This window comes from Streptomyces sp. NPDC017979, from assembly GCF_044328175.1.
GTDB lineage: Bacteria > Actinomycetota > Actinomycetes > Streptomycetales > Streptomycetaceae > Streptomyces.
This window is the reverse complement of record NZ_JBIRGU010000001.1, coordinates 1,131,149-1,151,436: the sequence shown is the minus strand read 5'-3', so window position 1 is coordinate 1,151,436 and position 20,288 is coordinate 1,131,149. Positions and strand designations below refer to the sequence as shown.

17 protein-coding genes are annotated in these 20,288 nt (G+C 70.0%); 3 read left to right on the top strand and 14 right to left on the bottom strand.

The genetic code is table 11. The annotated features are described in order from the left end of the window. Positions 1–428 precede the first annotated feature (428 nt). Together rpoB and ACH4E8_RS04925 are read left to right on the top strand one after the other, a co-directional pair. Complete coding sequence (rpoB, locus tag ACH4E8_RS04930) at positions 429–3,911, top strand: DNA-directed RNA polymerase subunit beta (protein ID WP_398444353.1); 3,483 nt, start codon at positions 429–431, stop codon at positions 3,909–3,911. A 97-nt stretch (positions 3,912–4,008) separates the two neighbouring features. Further along, positions 4,009–7,923, top strand: coding sequence for a DNA-directed RNA polymerase subunit beta' (locus ACH4E8_RS04925; RefSeq protein ID WP_398444350.1), 3,915 nt, complete (start codon positions 4,009–4,011; stop codon positions 7,921–7,923). A 78-nt stretch (positions 7,924–8,001) separates the two neighbouring features. Here the strand turns inward: ACH4E8_RS04925 and ACH4E8_RS04920 are convergent, their stop codons facing one another. From ACH4E8_RS04920 to ACH4E8_RS04865, 12 genes are all read right to left on the bottom strand, one after another. After that, positions 8,002–8,268, bottom strand: coding sequence for a hypothetical protein (locus tag ACH4E8_RS04920; protein ID WP_361530400.1), 267 nt, complete (start codon positions 8,266–8,268; stop codon positions 8,002–8,004). Then, positions 8,255–8,530 carry a hypothetical protein gene (locus ACH4E8_RS04915; RefSeq protein WP_398444348.1) on the bottom strand — a complete coding sequence of 92 codons (276 nt, stop codon included), beginning with the start codon at positions 8,528–8,530 and terminating at the stop codon, positions 8,255–8,257. The genes ACH4E8_RS04920 and ACH4E8_RS04915 overlap by 14 nt, the downstream gene beginning before the upstream one ends. A gap of 44 nt (positions 8,531–8,574) precedes the next feature. Beyond that, entirely contained in the window at positions 8,575–9,510 is a 936-nt protein-coding gene (locus ACH4E8_RS04910; RefSeq protein WP_398444346.1) for a peptidoglycan-binding protein, read from the bottom strand. Between the two features lie 76 nt (positions 9,511–9,586). Next, positions 9,587–10,150 (bottom strand): hypothetical protein, encoded by a 564-nt coding sequence (locus tag ACH4E8_RS04905; RefSeq protein WP_398444344.1) that lies wholly within the window; start codon positions 10,148–10,150, stop codon positions 9,587–9,589. Then, positions 10,150–11,256: a hypothetical protein gene (locus tag ACH4E8_RS04900; protein WP_398444342.1), complete on the bottom strand. Its 1,107-nt coding sequence runs from the start codon at positions 11,254–11,256 to the stop codon at positions 10,150–10,152. Before ACH4E8_RS04900 ends, ACH4E8_RS04905 begins: the two co-directional genes overlap by 1 nt. Before the next feature lie 7 nt (positions 11,257–11,263). Next, positions 11,264–12,454 carry a hypothetical protein gene (locus ACH4E8_RS04895; RefSeq protein WP_398444341.1) on the bottom strand — a complete coding sequence of 397 codons (1,191 nt, stop codon included), beginning with the start codon at positions 12,452–12,454 and terminating at the stop codon, positions 11,264–11,266. A gap of 54 nt (positions 12,455–12,508) precedes the next feature. Further along, positions 12,509–13,708, bottom strand: coding sequence for a hypothetical protein (locus ACH4E8_RS04890; protein ID WP_398444339.1), 1,200 nt, complete (start codon positions 13,706–13,708; stop codon positions 12,509–12,511). 53 nt (positions 13,709–13,761) lie between these two features. Next, on the bottom strand, positions 13,762–14,670 hold the full coding sequence (locus ACH4E8_RS04885; protein WP_398444337.1) for a phage distal tail protein: 909 nt from the start codon (positions 14,668–14,670) through the stop codon (positions 13,762–13,764). A gap of 70 nt (positions 14,671–14,740) precedes the next feature. After that, positions 14,741–15,997 (bottom strand): tape-measure protein, encoded by a 1,257-nt coding sequence (locus tag ACH4E8_RS04880; protein WP_398444335.1) that lies wholly within the window; start codon positions 15,995–15,997, stop codon positions 14,741–14,743. Further along, on the bottom strand, positions 15,994–17,196 hold the full coding sequence (locus ACH4E8_RS04875; RefSeq protein ID WP_398444334.1) for a phage tail protein: 1,203 nt from the start codon (positions 17,194–17,196) through the stop codon (positions 15,994–15,996). Before ACH4E8_RS04875 ends, ACH4E8_RS04880 begins: the two co-directional genes overlap by 4 nt. A gap of 27 nt (positions 17,197–17,223) precedes the next feature. Continuing rightward, a complete protein-coding gene (locus tag ACH4E8_RS04870; RefSeq protein ID WP_398444332.1) occupies positions 17,224–18,045 on the bottom strand; it encodes a hypothetical protein in 822 nt (273 codons plus the stop codon). A 115-nt stretch (positions 18,046–18,160) separates the two neighbouring features. After that, on the bottom strand, positions 18,161–18,367 hold the full coding sequence (locus ACH4E8_RS04865) for a hypothetical protein (protein WP_398444330.1): 207 nt from the start codon (positions 18,365–18,367) through the stop codon (positions 18,161–18,163). A gap of 252 nt (positions 18,368–18,619) precedes the next feature. Between ACH4E8_RS04865 and ACH4E8_RS04860 the strand changes: the two genes are divergently transcribed. Continuing rightward, positions 18,620–19,513 carry a hypothetical protein gene (locus tag ACH4E8_RS04860; RefSeq protein ID WP_398444329.1) on the top strand — a complete coding sequence of 298 codons (894 nt, stop codon included), beginning with the start codon at positions 18,620–18,622 and terminating at the stop codon, positions 19,511–19,513. 28 nt (positions 19,514–19,541) lie between these two features. On the opposite strand, the gene ACH4E8_RS04855 is transcribed toward ACH4E8_RS04860, so the two are convergent. Together ACH4E8_RS04855 and ACH4E8_RS04850 are read right to left on the bottom strand one after the other, a co-directional pair. Further along, entirely contained in the window at positions 19,542–19,826 is a 285-nt protein-coding gene (locus ACH4E8_RS04855; RefSeq protein ID WP_398444327.1) for a hypothetical protein, read from the bottom strand. Between the two features lie 116 nt (positions 19,827–19,942). Then, positions 19,943–20,233: a hypothetical protein gene (locus ACH4E8_RS04850; protein WP_398444325.1), complete on the bottom strand. Its 291-nt coding sequence runs from the start codon at positions 20,231–20,233 to the stop codon at positions 19,943–19,945. Positions 20,234–20,288: the final 55 nt, after the last annotated feature.

Sequence of the window (20,288 nt, the reverse complement as noted above, 5' to 3'; positions counted from 1 at the left end):
GAACCGCACTGAGTCCCTGGGGGTACCCGGTCAGTGACGGCGACGGTGGGCGGGTCCCGGACAGGGGGCCTTGACGAACCGCACGCAGCGCGCAATTCTCAGGACGCGTGGTCACGCCGATCCGGATCCGAGGCATGGATCGGCGGCCGAGCGGGCAGTATCGATGTGCGCCTCCCGGGCGCGAGGGTGTCGCGGAGTTGAGAACAACGAGGGCAGCGAGGGTTTCGAAAGCCCGCACTGGACATCAGTGGGCCAAGTGGCTACACTGACCCTTTGCGCTGCCTGTTAACTGCCTCCTGCCCGTCACCAGGGGCATTCCCCGTCTGAGCACAGTGGGCCAGAGCCATCCCTGACCTGGGATTTCTCCCCCGTGCCGGTACGGGACCGGTACGCGCGTAGTGAGTCCGAGCCCTCGGAAGGACCCCCTCTTGGCCGCCTCGCGCAACGCCTCGACCGCGAATACGAACAACGGCGCCAGCACCGCCCCGCTGCGCATCTCCTTTGCAAAGATCAAAGAGCCCCTTGAGGTTCCGAACCTCCTCGCGCTCCAGACCGAGAGCTTCGACTGGCTGCTCGGCAATGCCGCGTGGAAGGCTCGCGTCGAGGCGGCTTTGGACAGCGGACAGGACGTCCCGACCAAGTCCGGTCTGGAGGAGATCTTCGAGGAGATCTCCCCGATCGAGGACTTCAGCGGGTCCATGTCGCTGACCTTCCGCGACCACCGCTTCGAGCCTCCCAAGAACTCGATCGACGAGTGCAAGGAGCGCGACTTCACCTTCGCCGCTCCGCTCTTCGTCACGGCGGAGTTCACCAACAACGAGACCGGCGAGATCAAGTCGCAGACGGTCTTCATGGGTGACTTCCCGCTGATGACCAACAAGGGCACCTTCGTCATCAACGGCACCGAGCGTGTCGTGGTGTCCCAGCTCGTCCGTTCCCCGGGCGTCTACTTCGACTCCTCCATCGACAAGACGTCCGACAAGGACATCTTCACCGCCAAGATCATCCCGTCCCGGGGTGCCTGGCTGGAGATGGAGATCGACAAGCGCGACATGGTCGGCGTCCGCATCGACCGCAAGCGCAAGCAGTCCGTGACCGTCCTGCTCAAGGCGCTCGGTTGGACGACCGAGCAGATCCTGCAGGAGTTCGGCGAGTACGAGTCCATGCGCGCCACCCTGGAGAAGGACCACACCCAGGGCCAGGACGACGCGCTGCTCGACATCTACCGCAAGCTGCGTCCGGGCGAGCCGCCCACGCGCGAGGCGGCGCAGACGCTGCTGGAGAACCTCTACTTCAACCCCAAGCGCTACGACCTGGCGAAGGTCGGCCGCTACAAGGTCAACAAGAAGCTCGGCGCGGACGAGCCGCTGAACGCCGGCGTGCTCACCACCGACGACGTCATCGCCACCATCAAGTACTTGGTGAGGCTGCACGCCGGTGAGACCGAGACCGTCGGTGCGTCCGGCCGCTCGATCATGGTCGAGACCGACGACATCGACCACTTCGGCAACCGCCGCATCCGCAACGTCGGCGAGCTGATCCAGAACCAGGTCCGTACGGGTCTCGCCCGCATGGAGCGCGTCGTGCGCGAGCGCATGACCACCCAGGACGTCGAGGCGATCACGCCGCAGACCCTGATCAACATCCGGCCGGTCGTCGCCTCCATCAAGGAGTTCTTCGGCACCAGCCAGCTCTCGCAGTTCATGGACCACCACAACCCGCTGTCGGGCCTGACGCACAAGCGTCGTCTCAACGCCCTCGGCCCCGGTGGTCTCTCCCGCGAGCGGGCCGGCTTCGAGGTCCGTGACGTGCACCCCTCGCACTACGGCCGGATGTGCCCGATCGAGACGCCGGAAGGCCCGAACATCGGTCTGATCGGCTCGCTGGCCTCCTACGGCCGGATCAACGCCTTCGGCTTCATCGAGACGCCGTACCGCAAGGTCGTCGACGGCCAGGTCACCGACGAGGTGGACTACCTGACCGCCGACGAGGAGGACCGCTTCGTCATCGCGCAGGCGAACGCCACGCTCAACGACGACCTCCGCTTCACCGAGGTCCGGGTGCTGGTCCGCCGCCGTGGCGGCGAGGTCGACTACGTCGCCCCGACCGAGGTCGACTACATGGACGTCTCGCCGCGCCAGATGGTGTCGGTCGCGACCGCCATGATCCCCTTCCTGGAGCACGACGACGCCAACCGTGCCCTCATGGGCGCGAACATGATGCGTCAGGCCGTTCCGCTGATCACGGCCGAGGCGCCGCTGGTCGGCACCGGCATGGAGTACCGCTGCGCGGTCGACGCCGGTGACATCATCAAGGCCGAGAAGGACGGTGTGGTCCAGGAGGTCTCCGCGGACTACATCACCGTCGGCAACGACGACGGCACCTACACCACCTACCGGGTGGCCAAGTTCTCCCGCTCCAACCAGGGCACCTCGGTCAACCAGAAGGTCATCGTCGTCGAGGGCGACCGCGTCGTCGAGGGCCAGGTCCTCGCCGACGGTCCCGCCACCGAGAACGGCGAGATGGCGCTCGGCAAGAACCTCCTCGTGGCGTTCATGCCGTGGGAGGGCCACAACTACGAGGACGCGATCATCCTGTCGCAGCGCCTCGTCCAGGACGACGTCCTCTCCTCGATCCACATCGAGGAGCACGAGGTCGACGCCCGTGACACCAAGCTCGGCCCCGAGGAGATCACCCGGGACATCCCGAACGTCTCCGAGGAGGTCCTGGCCGACCTCGACGAGCGCGGCATCATCCGCATCGGCGCCGAGGTCATCGCCGGCGACATCCTGGTCGGCAAGGTCACCCCGAAGGGCGAGACCGAGCTGACCCCGGAGGAGCGCCTGCTCCGCGCGATCTTCGGCGAGAAGGCCCGCGAGGTCCGCGACACCTCCCTGAAGGTGCCGCACGGCGAGACCGGCAAGGTCATCGGCGTCCGCGTGTTCGACCGCGAGGAGGGCGACGAGCTCCCGCCCGGCGTCAACCAGCTCGTCCGGGTGTACGTGGCGCAGAAGCGCAAGATCACCGACGGTGACAAGCTCGCCGGCCGCCACGGCAACAAGGGCGTCATCTCCAAGATCCTGCCGATCGAGGACATGCCGTTCATGGAGGACGGCACCCCGGTCGACATCATCCTCAACCCGCTCGGCGTCCCGTCCCGAATGAACCCGGGACAGGTCCTGGAGATCCACCTCGGCTGGCTCGCCAGCCAGGGCTGGAAGGTCGAGGGCAACGAGGAGTGGATGGAGCGGCTGAAGTCGATCGGCGCGGACGAGGTCCAGCCCGGCACCAACGTCGCCACCCCGGTCTTCGACGGCGCCCGCGAGGACGAGATCGCCGGTCTCTTCGAGGCCACCGTGCCCAACCGCGACGGCGACCGCATGGTCCTGCCTTCCGGCAAGGCCCGGATGTTCGACGGCCGCTCCGGCGAGCCGTTCCCGGACCCGATCTCGGTCGGGTACATGTACATCCTGAAGCTCCACCACCTGGTCGACGACAAGCTGCACGCGCGCTCGACCGGTCCGTACTCGATGATCACCCAGCAGCCGCTGGGTGGTAAGGCCCAGTTCGGTGGCCAGCGCTTCGGTGAGATGGAGGTGTGGGCGCTGGAGGCTTACGGCGCCGCGTACGCCCTCCAGGAACTGCTGACCATCAAGTCCGACGACGTCACCGGCCGCGTGAAGGTGTACGAGGCCATCGTCAAGGGCGAGAACATCCCCGAGCCCGGCATCCCCGAGTCCTTCAAGGTGCTCATCAAGGAGATGCAGTCCCTGTGCCTCAACGTGGAGGTGCTGTCCTCGGACGGCATGTCCATCGAGATGCGCGACACCGACGAGGACGTCTTCCGCGCTGCGGAAGAGCTCGGCATCGACCTGTCCCGGCGCGAGCCGAGCAGCGTCGAAGAGGTCTGACGGGTCCGGCCGGGGCCCCCGCCAGGGCCCCGGCCGCAAGCCCCAGGACTCCGTACAGACCACTGAGAGACACAACCCTGAGAGGGATTGACGCATAGTGCTCGACGTCAACTTCTTCGACGAGCTTCGGATCGGCCTGGCCACCGCTGACGACATTCGCCAGTGGTCGCACGGCGAGGTCAAGAAGCCCGAGACGATCAACTACCGCACGCTCAAGCCCGAAAAGGACGGACTCTTCTGCGAGAAGATCTTCGGTCCGACCCGGGACTGGGAGTGCTACTGCGGCAAGTACAAGCGCGTCCGCTTCAAGGGCATCATCTGTGAGCGCTGTGGCGTCGAGGTCACCCGCGCCAAGGTGCGCCGCGAGCGGATGGGCCACATCGAGCTGGCCGCCCCCGTCACCCACATCTGGTACTTCAAGGGCGTTCCCTCGCGCCTGGGCTACCTGCTGGACCTCGCGCCGAAGGACCTGGAGAAGGTCATCTACTTCGCCGCGTACATGATCACGTTCGTGGACGAGGAGCGCCGCACCCGCGACCTGCCGTCGCTGGAGGCCCACGTCTCCGTCGAGCGCCAGCAGATCGAGAACCGTCGGGACGCCGACGTCGAGGCCCGCGCCAAGAAGCTGGAAGGCGACCTGGCCGAGCTGGAGGCCGAGGGCGCCAAGGCCGACGTGCGCCGCAAGGTGCGCGAAGGCGCCGAGCGCGAGATGAAGCAGCTCCGCGACCGCGCGCAGCGCGAGGTCGACCGCCTCGACGAGGTGTGGAACCGCTTCAAGAACCTCAAGGTCCAGGACCTGGAGGGCGACGAGCTGCTCTACCGCGAGCTGCGCGACCGCTTCGGCACGTACTTCGACGGCTCGATGGGCGCCGCCGCGCTGCAGAAGCGCCTGGAGTCCTTCGACCTCAACGAGGAGGCCGAGCGCCTCCGCGAGATCATCCGCACCGGCAAGGGCCAGAAGAAGACCCGTGCGCTCAAGCGCCTCAAGGTCGTCTCCGCCTTCCTCCAGACCAGCAACAGCCCCAAGGGCATGGTGCTGGACTGCGTGCCGGTCATCCCGCCGGACCTGCGTCCGATGGTGCAGCTCGACGGTGGCCGCTTCGCCACCTCCGACCTGAACGACCTGTACCGCCGGGTCATCAACCGCAACAACCGCCTGAAGCGCCTGCTGGACCTCGGGGCCCCCGAGATCATCGTGAACAACGAGAAGCGGATGCTCCAGGAGGCCGTCGACGCGCTGTTCGACAACGGCCGTCGCGGTCGCCCGGTCACCGGCCCCGGCAACCGCCCGCTGAAGTCCCTGAGCGACATGCTCAAGGGCAAGCAGGGTCGTTTCCGTCAGAACCTGCTCGGCAAGCGAGTCGACTACTCGGCGCGTTCCGTCATCGTCGTCGGCCCGCAGCTCAAGCTGCACCAGTGCGGTCTGCCGAAGGCCATGGCGCTGGAGCTCTTCAAGCCGTTCGTGATGAAGCGCCTGGTCGACCTGAACCACGCGCAGAACATCAAGTCGGCCAAGCGCATGGTCGAGCGCGGTCGCACCGTGGTGTACGACGTCCTCGAAGAGGTCATCGCCGAGCACCCGGTGCTGCTGAACCGTGCCCCCACGCTGCACCGCCTCGGCATCCAGGCGTTCGAGCCGCAGCTCGTCGAGGGCAAGGCCATCCAGATCCACCCGCTCGTCTGCACCGCGTTCAACGCGGACTTCGACGGTGACCAGATGGCCGTCCACCTGCCGCTCTCCGCGGAGGCGCAGGCCGAGGCCCGCATCCTGATGCTGTCCTCGAACAACATCCTCAAGCCGGCCGACGGCCGTCCCGTCACCATGCCCACCCAGGACATGGTGCTCGGACTCTTCTTCCTCACCACCGACGAGGAAGAGCGCGAGGTGCGCGGCGAGGGCCGGTCCTTCGGCTCCACCGCCGAGGCGATCATGGCGTTCGACGCCCGTGAGCTGTCCCTCCAGGCCAAGGTGGACATCCGCTTCCCGGTGGGCACCATCCCGCCGCGCGGCTGGACCCCGCCGGTCGACGAGGAGGCCGGGGCCGACGGCATCGGCGGCACCTGGCAGCAGGGCGACAGCTTCCGGCTGAACACCACCCTGGGCCGGGCGCTCTTCAACGAGCTGCTGCCCGAGGACTACCCCTTCGTCGACTACACCGTCGGCAAGAAGCAGCTCTCCGAGATCGTCAACGACCTCGCCGAGCGCTACCCGAAGGTCATCGTGGCGGCGACGCTCGACAACCTGAAGGCTGCCGGCTTCTTCTGGGCCACCCGGTCCGGCGTCACCGTCGCCATCTCGGACGTCGTCGTCCCGGAGGCGAAGAAGGAGATCGTCGCGTCCTACGAGGCCAAGGACGAGAAGATCCAGAAGCAGTACGAGCGCGGTCTGATCACCAAGCAGGAGCGCACGAACGAGCTGATCGACAACTGGACCCGCGCGACCAACGAGGTCGCCGAGGCGATGAACGCGAACTTCCCGAAGACCAACCCCATCTACATGATGGTGCACTCGGGTGCTCGTGGAAACATGATGCAGATGCGTCAGATCGCCGGTATGCGTGGTCTGGTGTCCAACGCCAAGAACGAGACGATCCCGCGGCCGATCAAGGCGTCCTTCCGCGAGGGCCTGTCCGTGCTGGAGTACTTCATCGCCACGCACGGTGCCCGTAAGGGTCTGGCGGACACCGCCCTGCGGACCGCCGACTCGGGTTACCTGACCCGTCGTCTGGTGGACGTCTCGCAGGACGTCATCATCCGCGAAGAGGACTGCGGCACCGACCGCGGCCTCAAGCTGGGGATCGGCGAGCGCGGCGCCGACGGCGTCCTGCGCAAGGCGGAGAACGTCGAGACGTCCGTGTACGCGCGGATGCTCGCCGAGGACGTCGTCGTCGACGGCAAGGTCATCGCGCCCGCCAACGTCGACCTCGGTGACGTGCTCATCGACGCGCTGATCGGTGCGGGCGTGGAGGAGGTCAAGACCCGCTCGGTCCTGACCTGCGAGTCCGCGGTCGGCACCTGTGCCTTCTGCTACGGTCGCTCGCTCGCCACCGGCAAGCTGGTCGACATCGGCGAGGCGGTCGGCATCATCGCCGCCCAGTCCATCGGTGAGCCCGGCACCCAGCTGACGATGCGTACCTTCCACACCGGTGGTGTGGCCGGTGACGACATCACCCAGGGTCTGCCGCGTGTCGTCGAGCTCTTCGAGGCCCGTACGCCCAAGGGCGTCGCCCCGATCTCCGAGGCGTCCGGCCGGGTCCGGATCGAGGAGACCGAGAAGACGAAGAAGCTCGTCGTCACCCCGGACGACGGCAGCGACGAGACGGCGTTCCCGATCTCGAAGCGCGCCAAGGTCCTGGTCCGCGAGGGCGACCACGTCGAGGTCGGCCAGCCGCTGACCTTCGGTGCGGTCAACCCGCACGACGTGCTGCGCATCCTCGGCCAGCGCGCCGTCCAGGTCCACCTGGTCGGCGAGGTCCAGAAGGTGTACAACTCGCAGGGCGTGTCGATCCACGACAAGCACATCGAGATCATCATCCGGCAGATGCTGCGCCGGGTGACGATCATCGAGTCCGGCGACGCGGAGCTGCTGCCGGGCGAGCTGGTCGAGCGGTCGAAGTTCGAGACCGAGAACCGTCGCGTGGTCACCGAGGGCGGTCACCCCGCCTCCGGCCGTCCGCAGCTGATGGGCATCACCAAGGCGTCGCTGGCCACCGAGTCGTGGCTGTCGGCGGCGTCCTTCCAGGAGACGACCAGGGTCCTGACCGACGCGGCGATCAACGCCAAGTCGGACTCCCTGATCGGCCTCAAGGAGAACGTCATCATCGGTAAGCTCATCCCGGCCGGTACGGGTCTGTCCCGCTACCGCAACATCCGGGTGGAGCCCACCGAGGAGGCCAAGGCCGCGATGTACTCGGCCGTCGGCTACGACGACATCGACTACTCGCCGTTCGGCACCGGCTCCGGCCAGGCCGTTCCGCTGGAGGACTACGACTACGGTCCGTACAACCAGTGAGTGACGCGGCGTAGCGTCTGACGAAGGGCGGTCACCCCGAACGCGGGGTGACCGCCCTTCGGCGTGTCCGGGTACGGGTCAGCGCCCGGACATCTCCCAGACGGCGAGGAACACGCCGGCGCTCGCGGTCAGGGCGGCGATGCTCGCCAGCGGCCAGCGGGCGCGTTCCAGGGAGTCGAGCCGGGACTCCATGTCGGCGAGTTGCTTGTCGGTCTGGTCGCTGCGCTGGACCAGGAGGGCGAGGGCGCCGTCGACCCGGGCGAAGCCGGCTTCGAGGGTGCCGCGCATGCGTTCCAGCTCGACGGCGACGGCGATCGGGTCGTGCTGGTGTTCAGAGTCGGTCATCGGCGACTCCCGGGACTTCCGGAGAGACGGCTGCGGGCAGGTCCTCGCCGGTGGGCCGGGTGCGGAGCCAGGGCGGCAGCAGGCGCTGGACGCCGTCGAGCGCCATGACCCTGGTCAGGGCGGCGGCGACGGCGAGTGCGCCGGCCACCCAGGGGAGGGTGGCGGGCACTCCGGAGGCGTCGACGATCGCGGGGAGGACGACGGCGATGCCGACGGCGCTCTGGAGGACCGTACGGGCGGTCCTCCTGGCGGCTTCGGACACGGGAGCTCCTTTCCGGGGCGGTGAAGGGCGGGGAGGGGCGGGGTTCAGGGGGTGCGGGGGACCTTGAGGGCGTCCCAGCTCTTCTTGCCGGGCCAGCCGTCGGCGTCGGCGCCGCGGTAGCCGAGCTTGTGCTGCCACTTGGCGTACGAGCGGCGGTCGGCCTCCGACCACTGGGGGCCGGGGCCGACGGCGTACGCGGAGCAGCCCTCGGCGACGAGGCGCCGGCCCATCGCGGTGATCAGGGCGGAGCGGGGGGCCTTGGTGAAGAAGTCGGCGCCCGGGAAGGGCGCGCGCTTCGGGGCCCCCGGCGTCGGCTCGACCGGCTGGGGCGGCTTGGCGGCGGGCGGCTGGGGTGCCGAGGGCTTCCCCGCGAGTCGGCGGGCGATGCGTTCGCGCAGGTCGGGCATGGCGAAGCCGCGCGGGTCGACCTTGCGGTTGGACCACTCCAGATGGCCGATGACGCTCTTGGCGCTCCAGCCGTGGGCCCGGCACAGGGCGGTGGAGGCGCGTTCGATGGCGTCGAGTTGGGCGGCGGGCCAGGGGTCTTCGCCGTCGCCGCGGTTGACGCACTCGAAGCCGTAGAAGCGGGCGTTGCCGTCGACGGCGCCGGGGCTGCCCTGGTGCTGGTCGGTGGCGGGCGGACGGGCGCCGTAGCGCTCTTCGGCGACGGCCCGCAGGACGTCCGGGTCGCCGCCGCCGGCGTGGTTGGCGCGGCCGTTGCCGACGAGGTGGACCGTGCCGTCCTTGGCGATGACGGCGTGGCACAGGGGGCCCGGGAGCTCGGAGTGGCCGCGGAAGCAGAGGTCGACGGACGCCGTGGTGCCGGAGGTGACGGTGTGGTGGATCATGACGCCGTTCACCGGTCCCCAGGCGCCGGTGTGGTTGCGGTTGTGGGTGCGCCAGCCGGTGCGTTCGACGACGGTGACGCCCTCGGCGCGCAGTGCGGCGACGAGGCGGTCGGCGGTCAACGGGGTGGCCATGACGGGGCCTCCAGGAAGGGGAGCGGCCCCGGCCTGAGGCGCGGGGCACGGGTCGTGCGGGGGTGCGGTCGTCGCGTCAGTTCTGCGTTCCGTAGACGGCGAGGGTCTGGGCGTACACGGTGCCCGTGGCGCTGGTGACCTGGCCCTGGACCTCCACCTTCATCGTGGTGCCGAAGGCGGCGGGCAGGCTGGTGGCGACCGTGCCCGTGTGGTCGAAGGGCTGGCCGGCGGCGACCGGGAGTCCCCACTGCGCGCCGTCGATCAGCACCCGTATCTGTCCGGTGGCGCCGGATGAGGCGCGGGTGGTGAGTTGGAGGCGCATCTTCGGCTGCCAGATCGGGTTCACGCTCTGGCTGATCGTGGTCCACACGGCGGAGGTCGTCTGGGGCCAGGCCGTGGTGCGGACGTCCTGCGGGGCGAGCAGGGCGAGCCAGGGGCGGGCCAGTCCGGCGTCGCTCACCTGGAACACGGGCTGGCCGTCGGAGGCCCGCACGGCGAGGGAGCCGCCGTTCACGATCTCCACCGCGCCGCCGCTGATCCGGTTGAGCGCCGGGCGGTTGTGGACCGCCCGGGACAGCACGTGCAGCCGCCGCTTCATCGCGTTGATCTGGTCGATGATGTCCTCGGGGAGCTGGGGCATCAGGACTCCTCCAGATAGAGCTCGGCGGTGTCGGCGCGACCGCGCTCCGGGGGCCGTACCTTCACGCCGATGATCCGGTAACGGGCGTCGAGCCCCTGCGGATGCCACTCGTCGGTGATCCGGATGCGCGCGGAGCGGCCCAGCAGCGCCGGCGGGACGACCCCGCCGAGCCGGATCGTGATCTCCGGGACGATCACGGCGCCGCGGGCCTGCGCCAGGGTGGACACGGCCAGCGACGCGAGCGCCGCCGGGTCGCTGACCTCGTTGTGGTCCGAGGAGAGGTCCACCCGGGGCCAGCCGCCGTCGAGCAGGTCGCGGGCCGTCTCCTCCTGGGAGATCAGCGGGCGGGACTCCTCGGCCTGGTTGCTGTTCACCGTGGCGCCGCGGGCCCGGGACGTGGTGCCGCCGCGGGTCGCGTCGCGCGGGAAGGAGTACGACAGGATCGTCCCCGGCCGGTCCAGCACGATGTCGGTGCTGCCGGTGCGCAGCCGCGGGGCGCCGAGCCGGAGCTGTCGCACCCGCTCACCGGTGGCCGGGTCGCGGTAGACGGCGACGTGGTACTCCAACCCGCCGGACAGTGCGGCGAGTTGGTCCAGCGCTTCGGAGTACAGGGTCTCGTCGCCGTCCCGCCAGGCGGTGGTGACGAGCTGCGGCGGGTTCGCCACCTCGTCGCCGTAGCGGACCAGGATGTCGCCGCCGGGGCTGGACTGGAGCTCCCGCCACAGGGTGCGGGCCACCTGGAGCTGGTCGGCGTCGGTGAACGGCATGTCCTTGCGGATCCGGCGCCGACCCGGGTACGAGTCGAAGGTGGCCGCCTGGATGCCGAGCGTCAGCACGCCCCGCTCGCTGCTCTGGAGCGTGCTGGTCCAGATGATGCCGCCCCACCACAGGTCGCCGCCGCGCTCCAGGTAGACCGCGGTGCGGCCCTCCTCGACGCGGTGCACCCGCTCGGCGATGGCGGCGTCGGGGATCGGCACGGTGCCGGACAGGGAGCCGGGCTTGCCGATGTAGTCGTCGATCTGGACGTCCCGCAGCGGCAGGATGTCGATGGTCTGGTCGGTGAGCAGATCGGTGAAGATCGCCCGATAGGGGGTGTTCAGTGACATGGGGGCCTCACGCCATGGCGTCGACGCGGATGAAGACGTGGTCGAACCAGCCGGGCTGGGTGGCGTCCTTGACGCGGTGCACCGCGGTGACGGTGTACGCGGTCCCCGGCTGGAGGTTCGCCAGCAGGAGCTGGGTGGAGACCGACGTGTGGTAGCCGCCGGCCGCCTTGGCTGCGAACTCGTCGGTCGCGTCCTGGACGAGGGTGGCGCCCTGGGTGACGCGCACGCTGGTGAACTGCTGACCGGTGCCGTTCCGCTCGATCATCGCGGAGTTCCCGTAGGCGAGCAGCACCTTGCCGGAGGGGGGCGCGGTGAAGGTGATCGCGAGCGGGGCCGGGGGCCGGCCCGCGAGGGTGGGGGTGTACGTGAGGGACGTGGTGGTTCCGCCGTCCCGGTTCTCGACGTACGCCGGGTACGGCGCCGCCGGCTGCCACACCGTGCCGTTCCAGCGCTGGAGCACCCCGCCCGCGGTGTCCCGGTACTGGCCGACGTAGCTGCCGATCGTGATCGCGCCGGCGGGCGCGATGCCGCCGATCGCCCGCGGGTAGGAGACCCACTCCTTCTTGTCGTTCCAGCGCTGGAGGGTTCCGTCCGCCGAGTCCTGGTACTGACCGGGGTACGCGCCCTGACGCTCCTCGCCCGTGGCCGGCCGGATGCCGCCGACCGCCACCACCGTGGTGCGCCGGTCCTTGATCCCGGTGGCCCAAGCGACGCCGTCGTTGCCCGCGCTGGCGCCGGCGGGCACGAGCACCTCGAACAGCGGAAGGCTGGCGGCGGGTGCGGCCGGCGGCGCCGGGGCCTGGCCGGGGACGCCCTGGATGATCTCGGCGACGGCGTCGTAGCGGTTGGAGGCGTCGTACAGGCCGTCGTAGATCCGGATGACGACCAGGTCGATCCGGCCGAACTGGGCGTCACCGGCGGCGAAGGGCAGGTCGATGGGGGAGTTCAGGGCCACCGGGTAGACGCCCTGGGCGCCCGGGCCCTGGATCACGGCGCGCCCGCCGTGCAGCGTGCCCGTCATGGCGTCCTTGCGCGACAGCCAGAGCCCGGACAGCCGGTGTATGCCTTCGTACGAACCGGGCAGGACGCCCGAGAGCACTTCCACCGTGTTGGCGGGGGTGGTGGCGCCGATCTGGGTGAGTCGGGTGTCCTCGCGGGTCTGGCCGGTCTCCTTGAGCCAACTGCTGCGCATGTTCATGGAGTTCTCCTGTCGTACGTCGGACGGGAAGGGGTGGTTCGGGCGTCGGCGGGGTCAGGACTTGACCCACTCCGCGCCGAGGGTGGTGGCGTAGCCGGAGCCGCCGAGGGTCCGCACCGGGTCCTTGTTCGTCTGGTAGCCGGCGAGTTGGACGGTGTTGCCGGCGGTCAGCCGGACCAGGCACTCGCCGCCGACAGTGATTGCGGCGGTGGAGTTGGGCTGGCTCAGCCAGGTGGCGCGGGCCAGGCCCACGCCGTTGATCACGACGCGGGCCCCGCGGACCCCCGTTGCCGCGTCACCGAGCCAGGCGACGTGGGCGAAGACCCGCCACCAGCCCGTCCGCGGCACGGTGTAGGTGTCCCGGCCGTTCCACATCCGGGCGTCGTCGACGTCGGAGGTCTGGAGCGTGAGGATGGTCCAGACGTTGGTCGGGATGGACTGCATGGTCGTCTGGGCCGCGCTGAGCAGCACCGACGAACGACCTTCGACGTACGTCCAACTGTTGCCGTCCCAGCGCTGGAGGTGGCCGTCGGCGTCCCGGTACTGACCGGCGTACGCACCGGCCGTCACCTCGCTGGACGCGATGCCGCCGACGGCCCGCGGATAGGCGATCCAGTCGGTGCCGTCCCAGCGCTGGAGCTGGCTGTTGGTGTCCCGGTACTGGCCGACGTACGCGCCCTTGAAGCCGGCGCCGCCCGCCGGGGTGATGCCGCCGAGGGCGGCGGTCGCGTAGTGCTGAGGGGTGGCGGCGGAGGCCCAGAGGATGCCGCCGGTGCCGGCGGAAGCACTGGTCTGGACGCGGACGGAGTAGAGCGGGATCGCGCTGCCCGGCCCGCTGGCGGGGAGCGTGGGGGTGGCCGACGGTGTGCCCTGGACGACGCGGACGACCGCCTCGTACGTCCCCGTCCCGCCGAGGTCGAAGTCCTTGTCCAGCACGGCGAGTTCGACCAGGTCGATCCGGCCGTGGAGGGGGTCGCCGTCGGCGAAGGTCAGGGTCTCCGGGGAGGTGACGGCCACCGTGTAGGCGCCCTGGGCGTTGTCGTGGCCCTGGATGACGGCCCGGCCGGTGCCGATGGTGCACGACATCGGTCCGGCCTGGGACAGGACGAACCCACCGGGCACGATGCCGGAGCGGGAGCGCAGCGTGGGGTCGGTGGAGCTTGTGCCGACGGGGGTCAGCAGCGTGGACTGGGCGAGGCGGGTGTCCTCGCGGGTCTGTCCGGTGGGCGTGAGCCAGGTGGCGCGTACGGTCATGATTCACCTCTGGGGCTGGTGGCGGGCGGCGGGGCGGGCTTGCGGGGTGCGCGTCACCACTCGGCGCTGCGCCAGCGGACGGTCATCTGGGCCTGGGGGCCGGCCGAGTCGGGGCGGAAGGAGAGTTCGGAGCGGCCCGGTTCGAGCGTGAACAGCTCTTCGGGGCTGGAGTCGCCCATGGCGGTGTGGCGACGCGATGCGGTGCCGTTGAGCGTGACGGTGCCCTCACCGGTGTCGACGACCAGTTCCTCGCCCAGGGCCAGGTCGATCGCGTAGCGCAGCCGGCGCCGGCTGATCCGCTCGGTGATGGTCGGCATGGCGCAGGGACCGCGGAAGGCGATCACGGGGTGGGCGGGTGCGGAGCCGGTGTTCTCGGCGACGACGTCGCCGGTGCTCTTGGCCTGTCCCCAGTTCAGCGGCCAGGCCAACGGCCAGGTCAGCCCCGACTCGGGCTCCGGGCGCCCGGTGATCGCCCGCTGTTCGGTGACCTGGTAGCGCCGCGGGTCGGTGGCGGTCCACTGCACGGACGCCTTGGCCGCGCCCTGAGTGGCGAAGACCCGGTCGGCGGGGACCACGCGCTGGCTGACCCGGGCGCGCACGGCCAGCACTTCGCCGTGCAGCCGGACGGCGAGCCAGCGCTCGGCGTCGACGAGGGCGAACGCCTGGCGCAGCGCGTACAGGGCGGCCGGTCCGCCGCCGGTCTCCGGCGCCATCCACACGGTGCCGCCGACCTTGCGGGGCTTGGCGTAGCGGGCGCCGGGCCAGGCGCCGTGCGAGGTGGGGCGCTCGGCGTCGGAGGAGTCGTACTCCGGCAGGTCCTCCCAGCCGGTGAGGCCGGACCGGTCGATGGCGAAGGGGGTGCCGGCGCCGATGAGGAGCCCGGCCCACTGCATCTGCCCGTCCTGGGTGATGAGCGAGCCGGGCGCGAGGTCGGCGGTGTAGGGGTTGGTGGTCTCGGCCATGGGGCCGTCACCTCACTCTCGTAGGGCTTCGAATCGCTCGCGCGGCGCTTCGCGGGGCGCGGGCGGGCGCTCAGGCGCAGGCGCTGGTGGCGAGGAAGAGCAGGTCCTCGGCGGTCGCGCGGGGGCCGGCGCCGGGCTCCTCGCGGAAGTGCGCGATGCGGCGCGGACCGTGCGGGATCTCGGGGCCGGTGGACACCGGCCGGTGGTGCAGGTCCTCGACGGGGGAGATGCGGGGGGTGCCGCCGTTGTCGAGGGGGAAGACGACGCCGCCCTCGGCGAGCATCGGGATCTTGTCGAGGTCGACGCCGAACTTCTTGCCGAGGATGTTGACGCTGAGCTTCCCCAGCCCGTCGATGACCCAGTTGGCGAAGGCGATCAGCCCGTTGATCGGCCCCTTGATCACGCCGAGCACGGTCTGGGCGCCGCCCTCCAGGAAGTCGCCGATGCCCCGCATGGACTTGGACATCGCTTCCTTGGCCCGGGTGAAGAACTTCGGCACGTTGTCCCTGACCCACTTCAGGGGACGTTCGACCGCGCTCTTGAGCCCGCGGAACGCCCGGGAGGCGATGGACCGCAGCGCGGTGACCGCGGACCTGATGGCGGCGCCGGCCCGGGAGATCCCGCCGACGGCGGCGCCGATGCCGCGCAGGGCGCCGCCGATCAGGCTGCGGACGGTGCGGAAGGCCGACCGGACGCCGTTGCCGGCGGCCTTCATCACCGGCCCGATGACCGCGATCGCGGACCGGATGCCGCGCAGGACGGCGTCGAACGCCTGGCGGGCGATCCGCTGACCGGTCTTGGTGCTCATCGCGTACTCGATGAGGTACGCCGCCAGCGGGATCACGATCCCCAGCACGAAGCCGAGGGGGTTGGCGCGCATGGCGGTGTTGACCGCCGTCATGGCGACGGAGGCGATGGTCAGCACGGTGCCGAAGCCGCCCATCAACCCGCTGAGCAGGGCCGCGACGTCGACCATGGAGACGACCAGGCCGAGGACCGCGGCGAGCGGCCCGCCGCCGAGCTTGGCGACGGACGCGCGGGCGCGGGACGCGGCGGTGCCGAAGCGGCGGACGCCGGAGGACGCGGTGGAGCGGGCGATCTTGTTGGCGGAGGCGGCGGCGGTGGAGGCGCCGGTTCGTAGCGTACGGATCGCCTTCTCGACCGCGGGCACGCCGGCTGCCACCCGGCCCGCGCCGGACGCCGCACCGCGCAGTCCGGAAGCGAGCCGACGGACCGGTGCAGACATCTGCCGCAGGTCGGTCCCCAGGCTCCGGACGGAGGGGAGCGGCGCCCGCCAAGGGGCCGCCGACAGGACGACGGCACTCATCCGCGCGCCTTCGCCAGGAACATCAAGGCGTTGGCGGTGGACTGCGGGTCACTGCCGGCGGCGGCGTGGTAGTGCTCGATGTGGAGCCCGGCCCGCCCGCCGCCGGCGCGCGCCTTGGCCTGGGCGAGCTTGGCCCGCTTGGCGGTGAGCGCCAGCAGCCGGTCCAGCTTGGACAGCGGCAGCACGGCCTCGGCCTCGCCGGCCTCGGCGAGGATGGCGTGCACACCGCCGCGGCGCGGCTGGACGACGCCGCCGGCGGCGAGTTGGGGGATGGTGGGCAGGTTGACGCCGAAGGTCTTGCCACCGACCATCGGCACCCAGCCGGGGATGCTGACCTTGATGCCGTTCAACTTGCCGATCATGGAGTTGATCAGTCGGATGACGGCGTTGATGGGGGTGCGGACGCCGTCCTTGATGCCGTTGAACGCCTTGGACGCGATGTCCTTGAGGCCGTTCCAGATGCTCGACATCCGGTCCTTGACGGCCCGGAAGGCGGACGGGATCGCGCTGCGGATCCAGTTGACGACGGGGGTGATCACGGCCCGGATGCCGTTCCACACGGCCCGGACGGTCGACCGGATGGCGTTCATGACCGTGGTGATGATGCGGCGCCAGGTGTTGACGTAGGTCCGGATCACCGTCGCCACGGCCTTGACGACGGTGGAGATCGCCCGCCGGATCCCGTTCCAGACCGACTTGATCAGGGAGCCGGCCTTGCGCATGATCGGCCCGACGACCTTCATGACGGTGCTGATGACGGTGCGGATCGCGTTGAACGCGGTCCGGATGACCCGCTGCATGGTCCGCGAGCGGGCCGCCATCTGGACGACGGTCTCGATGAGCGGCATGAACAGTTCCAGCAGCCGTACGAGGAAGTTGCCGCGCATGGCCCGGTTGAGCCGGTTCTGCCCCTGGGCCGCGCGGTCGGCGCCGGTCTTGAACCGGCCGAGCTTGGCCCCGGACGTCTGCCCGGTGTTGCCGGCCTTCTTCATCGCGCGGTCGGCCTGGTCGCAGGCGGTCTTGAGCCGCCGGAGCTGGCTGCTGGAGGACTGGGCGGCAGAGCGGATGGACCGGAGCTTGCCCGCCGCACCATTGCCGGCGTTCCCGACGCTGCGCAACGGGGAGGCGGCGCCCGAGGCAGCCGTCTTGAGTGAATTGAGGGAGGTGGACGCCCTCTTCATGGAGCTGACGAGACTCATGTCTGCGCCTCCTGTCGTTTCGAGGGGTCAGGAACCTGCGCCGCCGACGGCGCGGGCAGCATCGAGAGCGGCGGACTTCAATTCGACGAACCTCTCCCTGAGGTTTCCGGTCGCTGTGCCGAGATTTCCTACGGCCGTAGTCACGGGAGTCAGGGTCGCGGGCTTGGGGAGTTTGCTCGCGTCGTATTCGCGCATCTCCTTGTTGAGCTTGTCCATGGCCGTCGCGAGACCCTCGATCTTGGTGGGGTCCATCTTCGGATCGCTGATCGCCTTGGCGAAATCCTTGATCTTCTTCGCCTTCGGCATTTCCTTGGCTTCGAGGTTGAACTTCGCCAGCGGCTCCCTGATGTCCGTGAGGGCCCGCTTGAGGTCGTCGAGCTGTTGGGGGGTGAGGTTCGGCGTGACCGCCTGGATCGCGGGCAGCGTTTCGGCTTCTGTGCGCGGCATCCGCCTGAGTCGGCCGGTGTTCTGGTCGGTCGCGTAGATCTGGTTGGTCCGCGCCTCAACCTTGGCGTTGAACCAGACCTTGAGGTCGATGAGCTTCAGCCCGATCGCGGCGAATCCGGCGAGAAGCCCACCCATGATGATGCCGACCGCGGCAACTTTGTTTCCTTCGATGACTTCCTTGATGCCGGGCACGACATCTTTGAAGCCGACGGCTTCGAGCGCGCCCTCCCACCATGACTTCGGTTGGGGTTTGGGGCCCTTCTCCACCGCGTCGAGGATTTTTTGGGTCCGATCTTTGAACTCGCCGTCGTCGACGTAGTCCTTGGGGTTCTTAAGACCGGAGATCTGTGTCTTGAGGTCGGCGATCCTTTCCAGGATCTCCGCGTGTCCTGTCTGAGCCATGTCTACCTCGCATTGCTGCGTCGGAGTCCCATGTGCGCCCCGGCAACACGAGAGCCACCCGCCCGGGAATCACGCGGGCGGGTGGCTCGGGGGGCGTTCGGGCGGTGCCGGAGGGTCAGGCGCGCCCTGCGCGCCTCGCGCGGAGTTCCGCGAGCGCGTCGTTCCAGCCGGCCTTGTACGCGTGGGTCTCGCGAGCCGCGACTTCCGCGTCGAGGGTGGCGAGCAGGGCATTCACATCGAGGGGTCCAGGGGTACGCAAGAGCGTGGCGAGCCGGTCGTGGAACGTGCTGCCCGCGTGGCTTCCTCCGGTGTGAGGCGTCATGGTCCCCTGCCTTCCGATCACGTGCCGGTGCGTCGGGGGCACGGTGTCGCCGGCCCCCGGCGTTGGACTCTATCGAGCTGTTCGAACTGATGTACGAATCATTGTCGAGCGTGAAGGTTCGGCTTGTCGAGCGTCAACGCCCCGTGTCCACCGTGTGAAGGCCGGACAGGCACCATTGAACGAGCGCCAGAAGGCGCGCGTCAGGGGGGCGTTGGCCCCTTTGCCGTACGGGTGGGGAGGCACTGCGTATACATGGACGGGAACTTGGGGGCGGATTGGGACGATTCTGCGATCGATTGGCTGGATTTCTCCCCTGACCTGCCGCATCTCTTCGCCCGGATCTCCGAACTCGTCTTCCGGCACGGGCTGCACCCCTCCGACCTCGTCGTGCTGCCGCGCGCCGAGGTCGACCGGCGGGAGACGGCCGCCTTCACCGCCGGCTGGGCGGAAGCGGTGTCGGAGGAGCTGCCCGGCATCAGGCACTCGTACGAGAAGCTGATCGCCGACGCCTACGCCCAGGGGCAGTTGGTCGCCCGCGGCGTCCGGGCGCCCCGGCGCACCGACGTGGTGCGCAGCGACGGCGCCCAGGTCATCGCGCTGCCCATCACGCGGATCATGGAGCCGCCGGAGGTGGTCGTGCGCGCGGAGGAGCGCGTCCACCAGGAGCGGGCGCACGTCAACGGGCTGGCGCAGGCGCGCGAACCGGTCGAAGAGGAGCCTCACCGAGGCGACGGGTGGGCCGCGCGTGCCGTACCTCCCGTGTCTCACGTACCTCCGGAGCCGGCTCCGGAGCCCGCGCCGGACGTCGTGGCCGAGGACGCCCCCGTACTGCTCACCGCACAGGAGGTACGGGAGAGGCAAGCCGCGCGCATCATCCGCAAGGTCGTCCGCGGCAAGCGCGGGCGGCCGATCGTGCCGCCGCTGGCCCCGTTGCCGCCGCAGGCCGGTGGCCAGGGCCGCGGAGGGGGACGGCGGCCCGAGGGCACGGCAGCGGGCGAGCGCGTTGAACGGGCGGAACGGGCGGAACGGGTCGAGCAGGTCGAGCAGGTCGAACGAGCTCAACGCGTCAAACGGACGGCACGCGTTGAGCAGGTCGAACGCGTCGAACGCGTCACGCCGGATCCGCCCCCGGAGGCCGCGCCCTGAAACGGGGCGGACTCCGGGGGCCGTGGCGTCAACCGAAGAACCGGGCGATCTCCTCGGGGGCCGGCGCCGCCGCATCGCCGCCGGCTTCCGCGTCCTTGGCCGCGTCGTTCGACGCGTCGCCCGGCCGCGGCACCGGCTTGGGCGGGTCCTGCTGGTCGCCCTCCTCGGAGTTGGCGCTCGCGAACATCCAGTTGGAGACCGCGAGGTGGTCGACGACCGCCGCCAACAGGTGGTCGCTGACGGACCAGTCGGCGGCCTCCCCGTGCACGGACCGGCTGACGGCGCTCTCCGCCGGCAGGTGCTTCAGCAGCACCGCGACGCGGCGGCTGGAGAGTTCGCCGCGGTGCCAGTCCAGCAGGTCGACGCCGTAGTAGCGGAGCAGGTCCGCCTCAAGGGCCTCGGCGTGTTCGTCGACGAACGCGGCGAGGCTCAGCCTTCCCCCAGGCCGAGCCCGGTCTCCTTGCCGTACGCCTCCAGGACGGCGGCGACGTCCTGCATCGAGAGGTCGTACTCCTCGAAGCGGGCGAACTGTTCCTCGCCCATCAGCAGCGCGAGCAGCCCGTCCACGTCGTTGTCGTCGAGCTTGCGCAGTGCCTTCGCGGTGGCGCGGCTCAGCTCGGTGGGGAGGGTGAAGGTCTCGCCGTCCAGATCGAAGGACCAGGTGCGGCCGCGGGCCTCCAGGCGCTGGGCGCGGGCTGCGTTGACGTCGAAACGGGCCATGACGCGTACTCCTCGGTTCGTGTGCTGGAGAAGAAGAGGGGGCGGGGGCGGTACG

Coding starts and splice junctions, on each gene's coding strand:
- ACH4E8_RS04920 (WP_361530400.1), bottom strand. CDS start 8,268: ATGACCGACTCTGAACACCAGCACGACCCGATCGCCGTCGCCGTCGAG.
- ACH4E8_RS04910 (WP_398444346.1), bottom strand. CDS start 9,510: ATGGCCACCCCGTTGACCGCCGACCGCCTCGTCGCCGCACTGCGCGCC.
- ACH4E8_RS04905 (WP_398444344.1), bottom strand. CDS start 10,150: ATGCCCCAGCTCCCCGAGGACATCATCGACCAGATCAACGCGATGAAG.
- ACH4E8_RS04900 (WP_398444342.1), bottom strand. CDS start 11,256: ATGTCACTGAACACCCCCTATCGGGCGATCTTCACCGATCTGCTCACC.
- ACH4E8_RS04895 (WP_398444341.1), bottom strand. CDS start 12,454: ATGAACATGCGCAGCAGTTGGCTCAAGGAGACCGGCCAGACCCGCGAG.
- ACH4E8_RS04890 (WP_398444339.1), bottom strand. CDS start 13,708: ATGACCGTACGCGCCACCTGGCTCACGCCCACCGGACAGACCCGCGAG.
- ACH4E8_RS04885 (WP_398444337.1), bottom strand. CDS start 14,670: ATGGCCGAGACCACCAACCCCTACACCGCCGACCTCGCGCCCGGCTCG.
- ACH4E8_RS04880 (WP_398444335.1), bottom strand. CDS start 15,997: ATGAGTGCCGTCGTCCTGTCGGCGGCCCCTTGGCGGGCGCCGCTCCCC.
- ACH4E8_RS04875 (WP_398444334.1), bottom strand. CDS start 17,196: ATGAGTCTCGTCAGCTCCATGAAGAGGGCGTCCACCTCCCTCAATTCA.
- ACH4E8_RS04870 (WP_398444332.1), bottom strand. CDS start 18,045: ATGGCTCAGACAGGACACGCGGAGATCCTGGAAAGGATCGCCGACCTC.
- ACH4E8_RS04865 (WP_398444330.1), bottom strand. CDS start 18,367: ATGACGCCTCACACCGGAGGAAGCCACGCGGGCAGCACGTTCCACGAC.
- ACH4E8_RS04860 (WP_398444329.1), top strand. CDS start 18,620: ATGGACGGGAACTTGGGGGCGGATTGGGACGATTCTGCGATCGATTGG.
- ACH4E8_RS04850 (WP_398444325.1), bottom strand. CDS start 20,233: ATGGCCCGTTTCGACGTCAACGCAGCCCGCGCCCAGCGCCTGGAGGCC.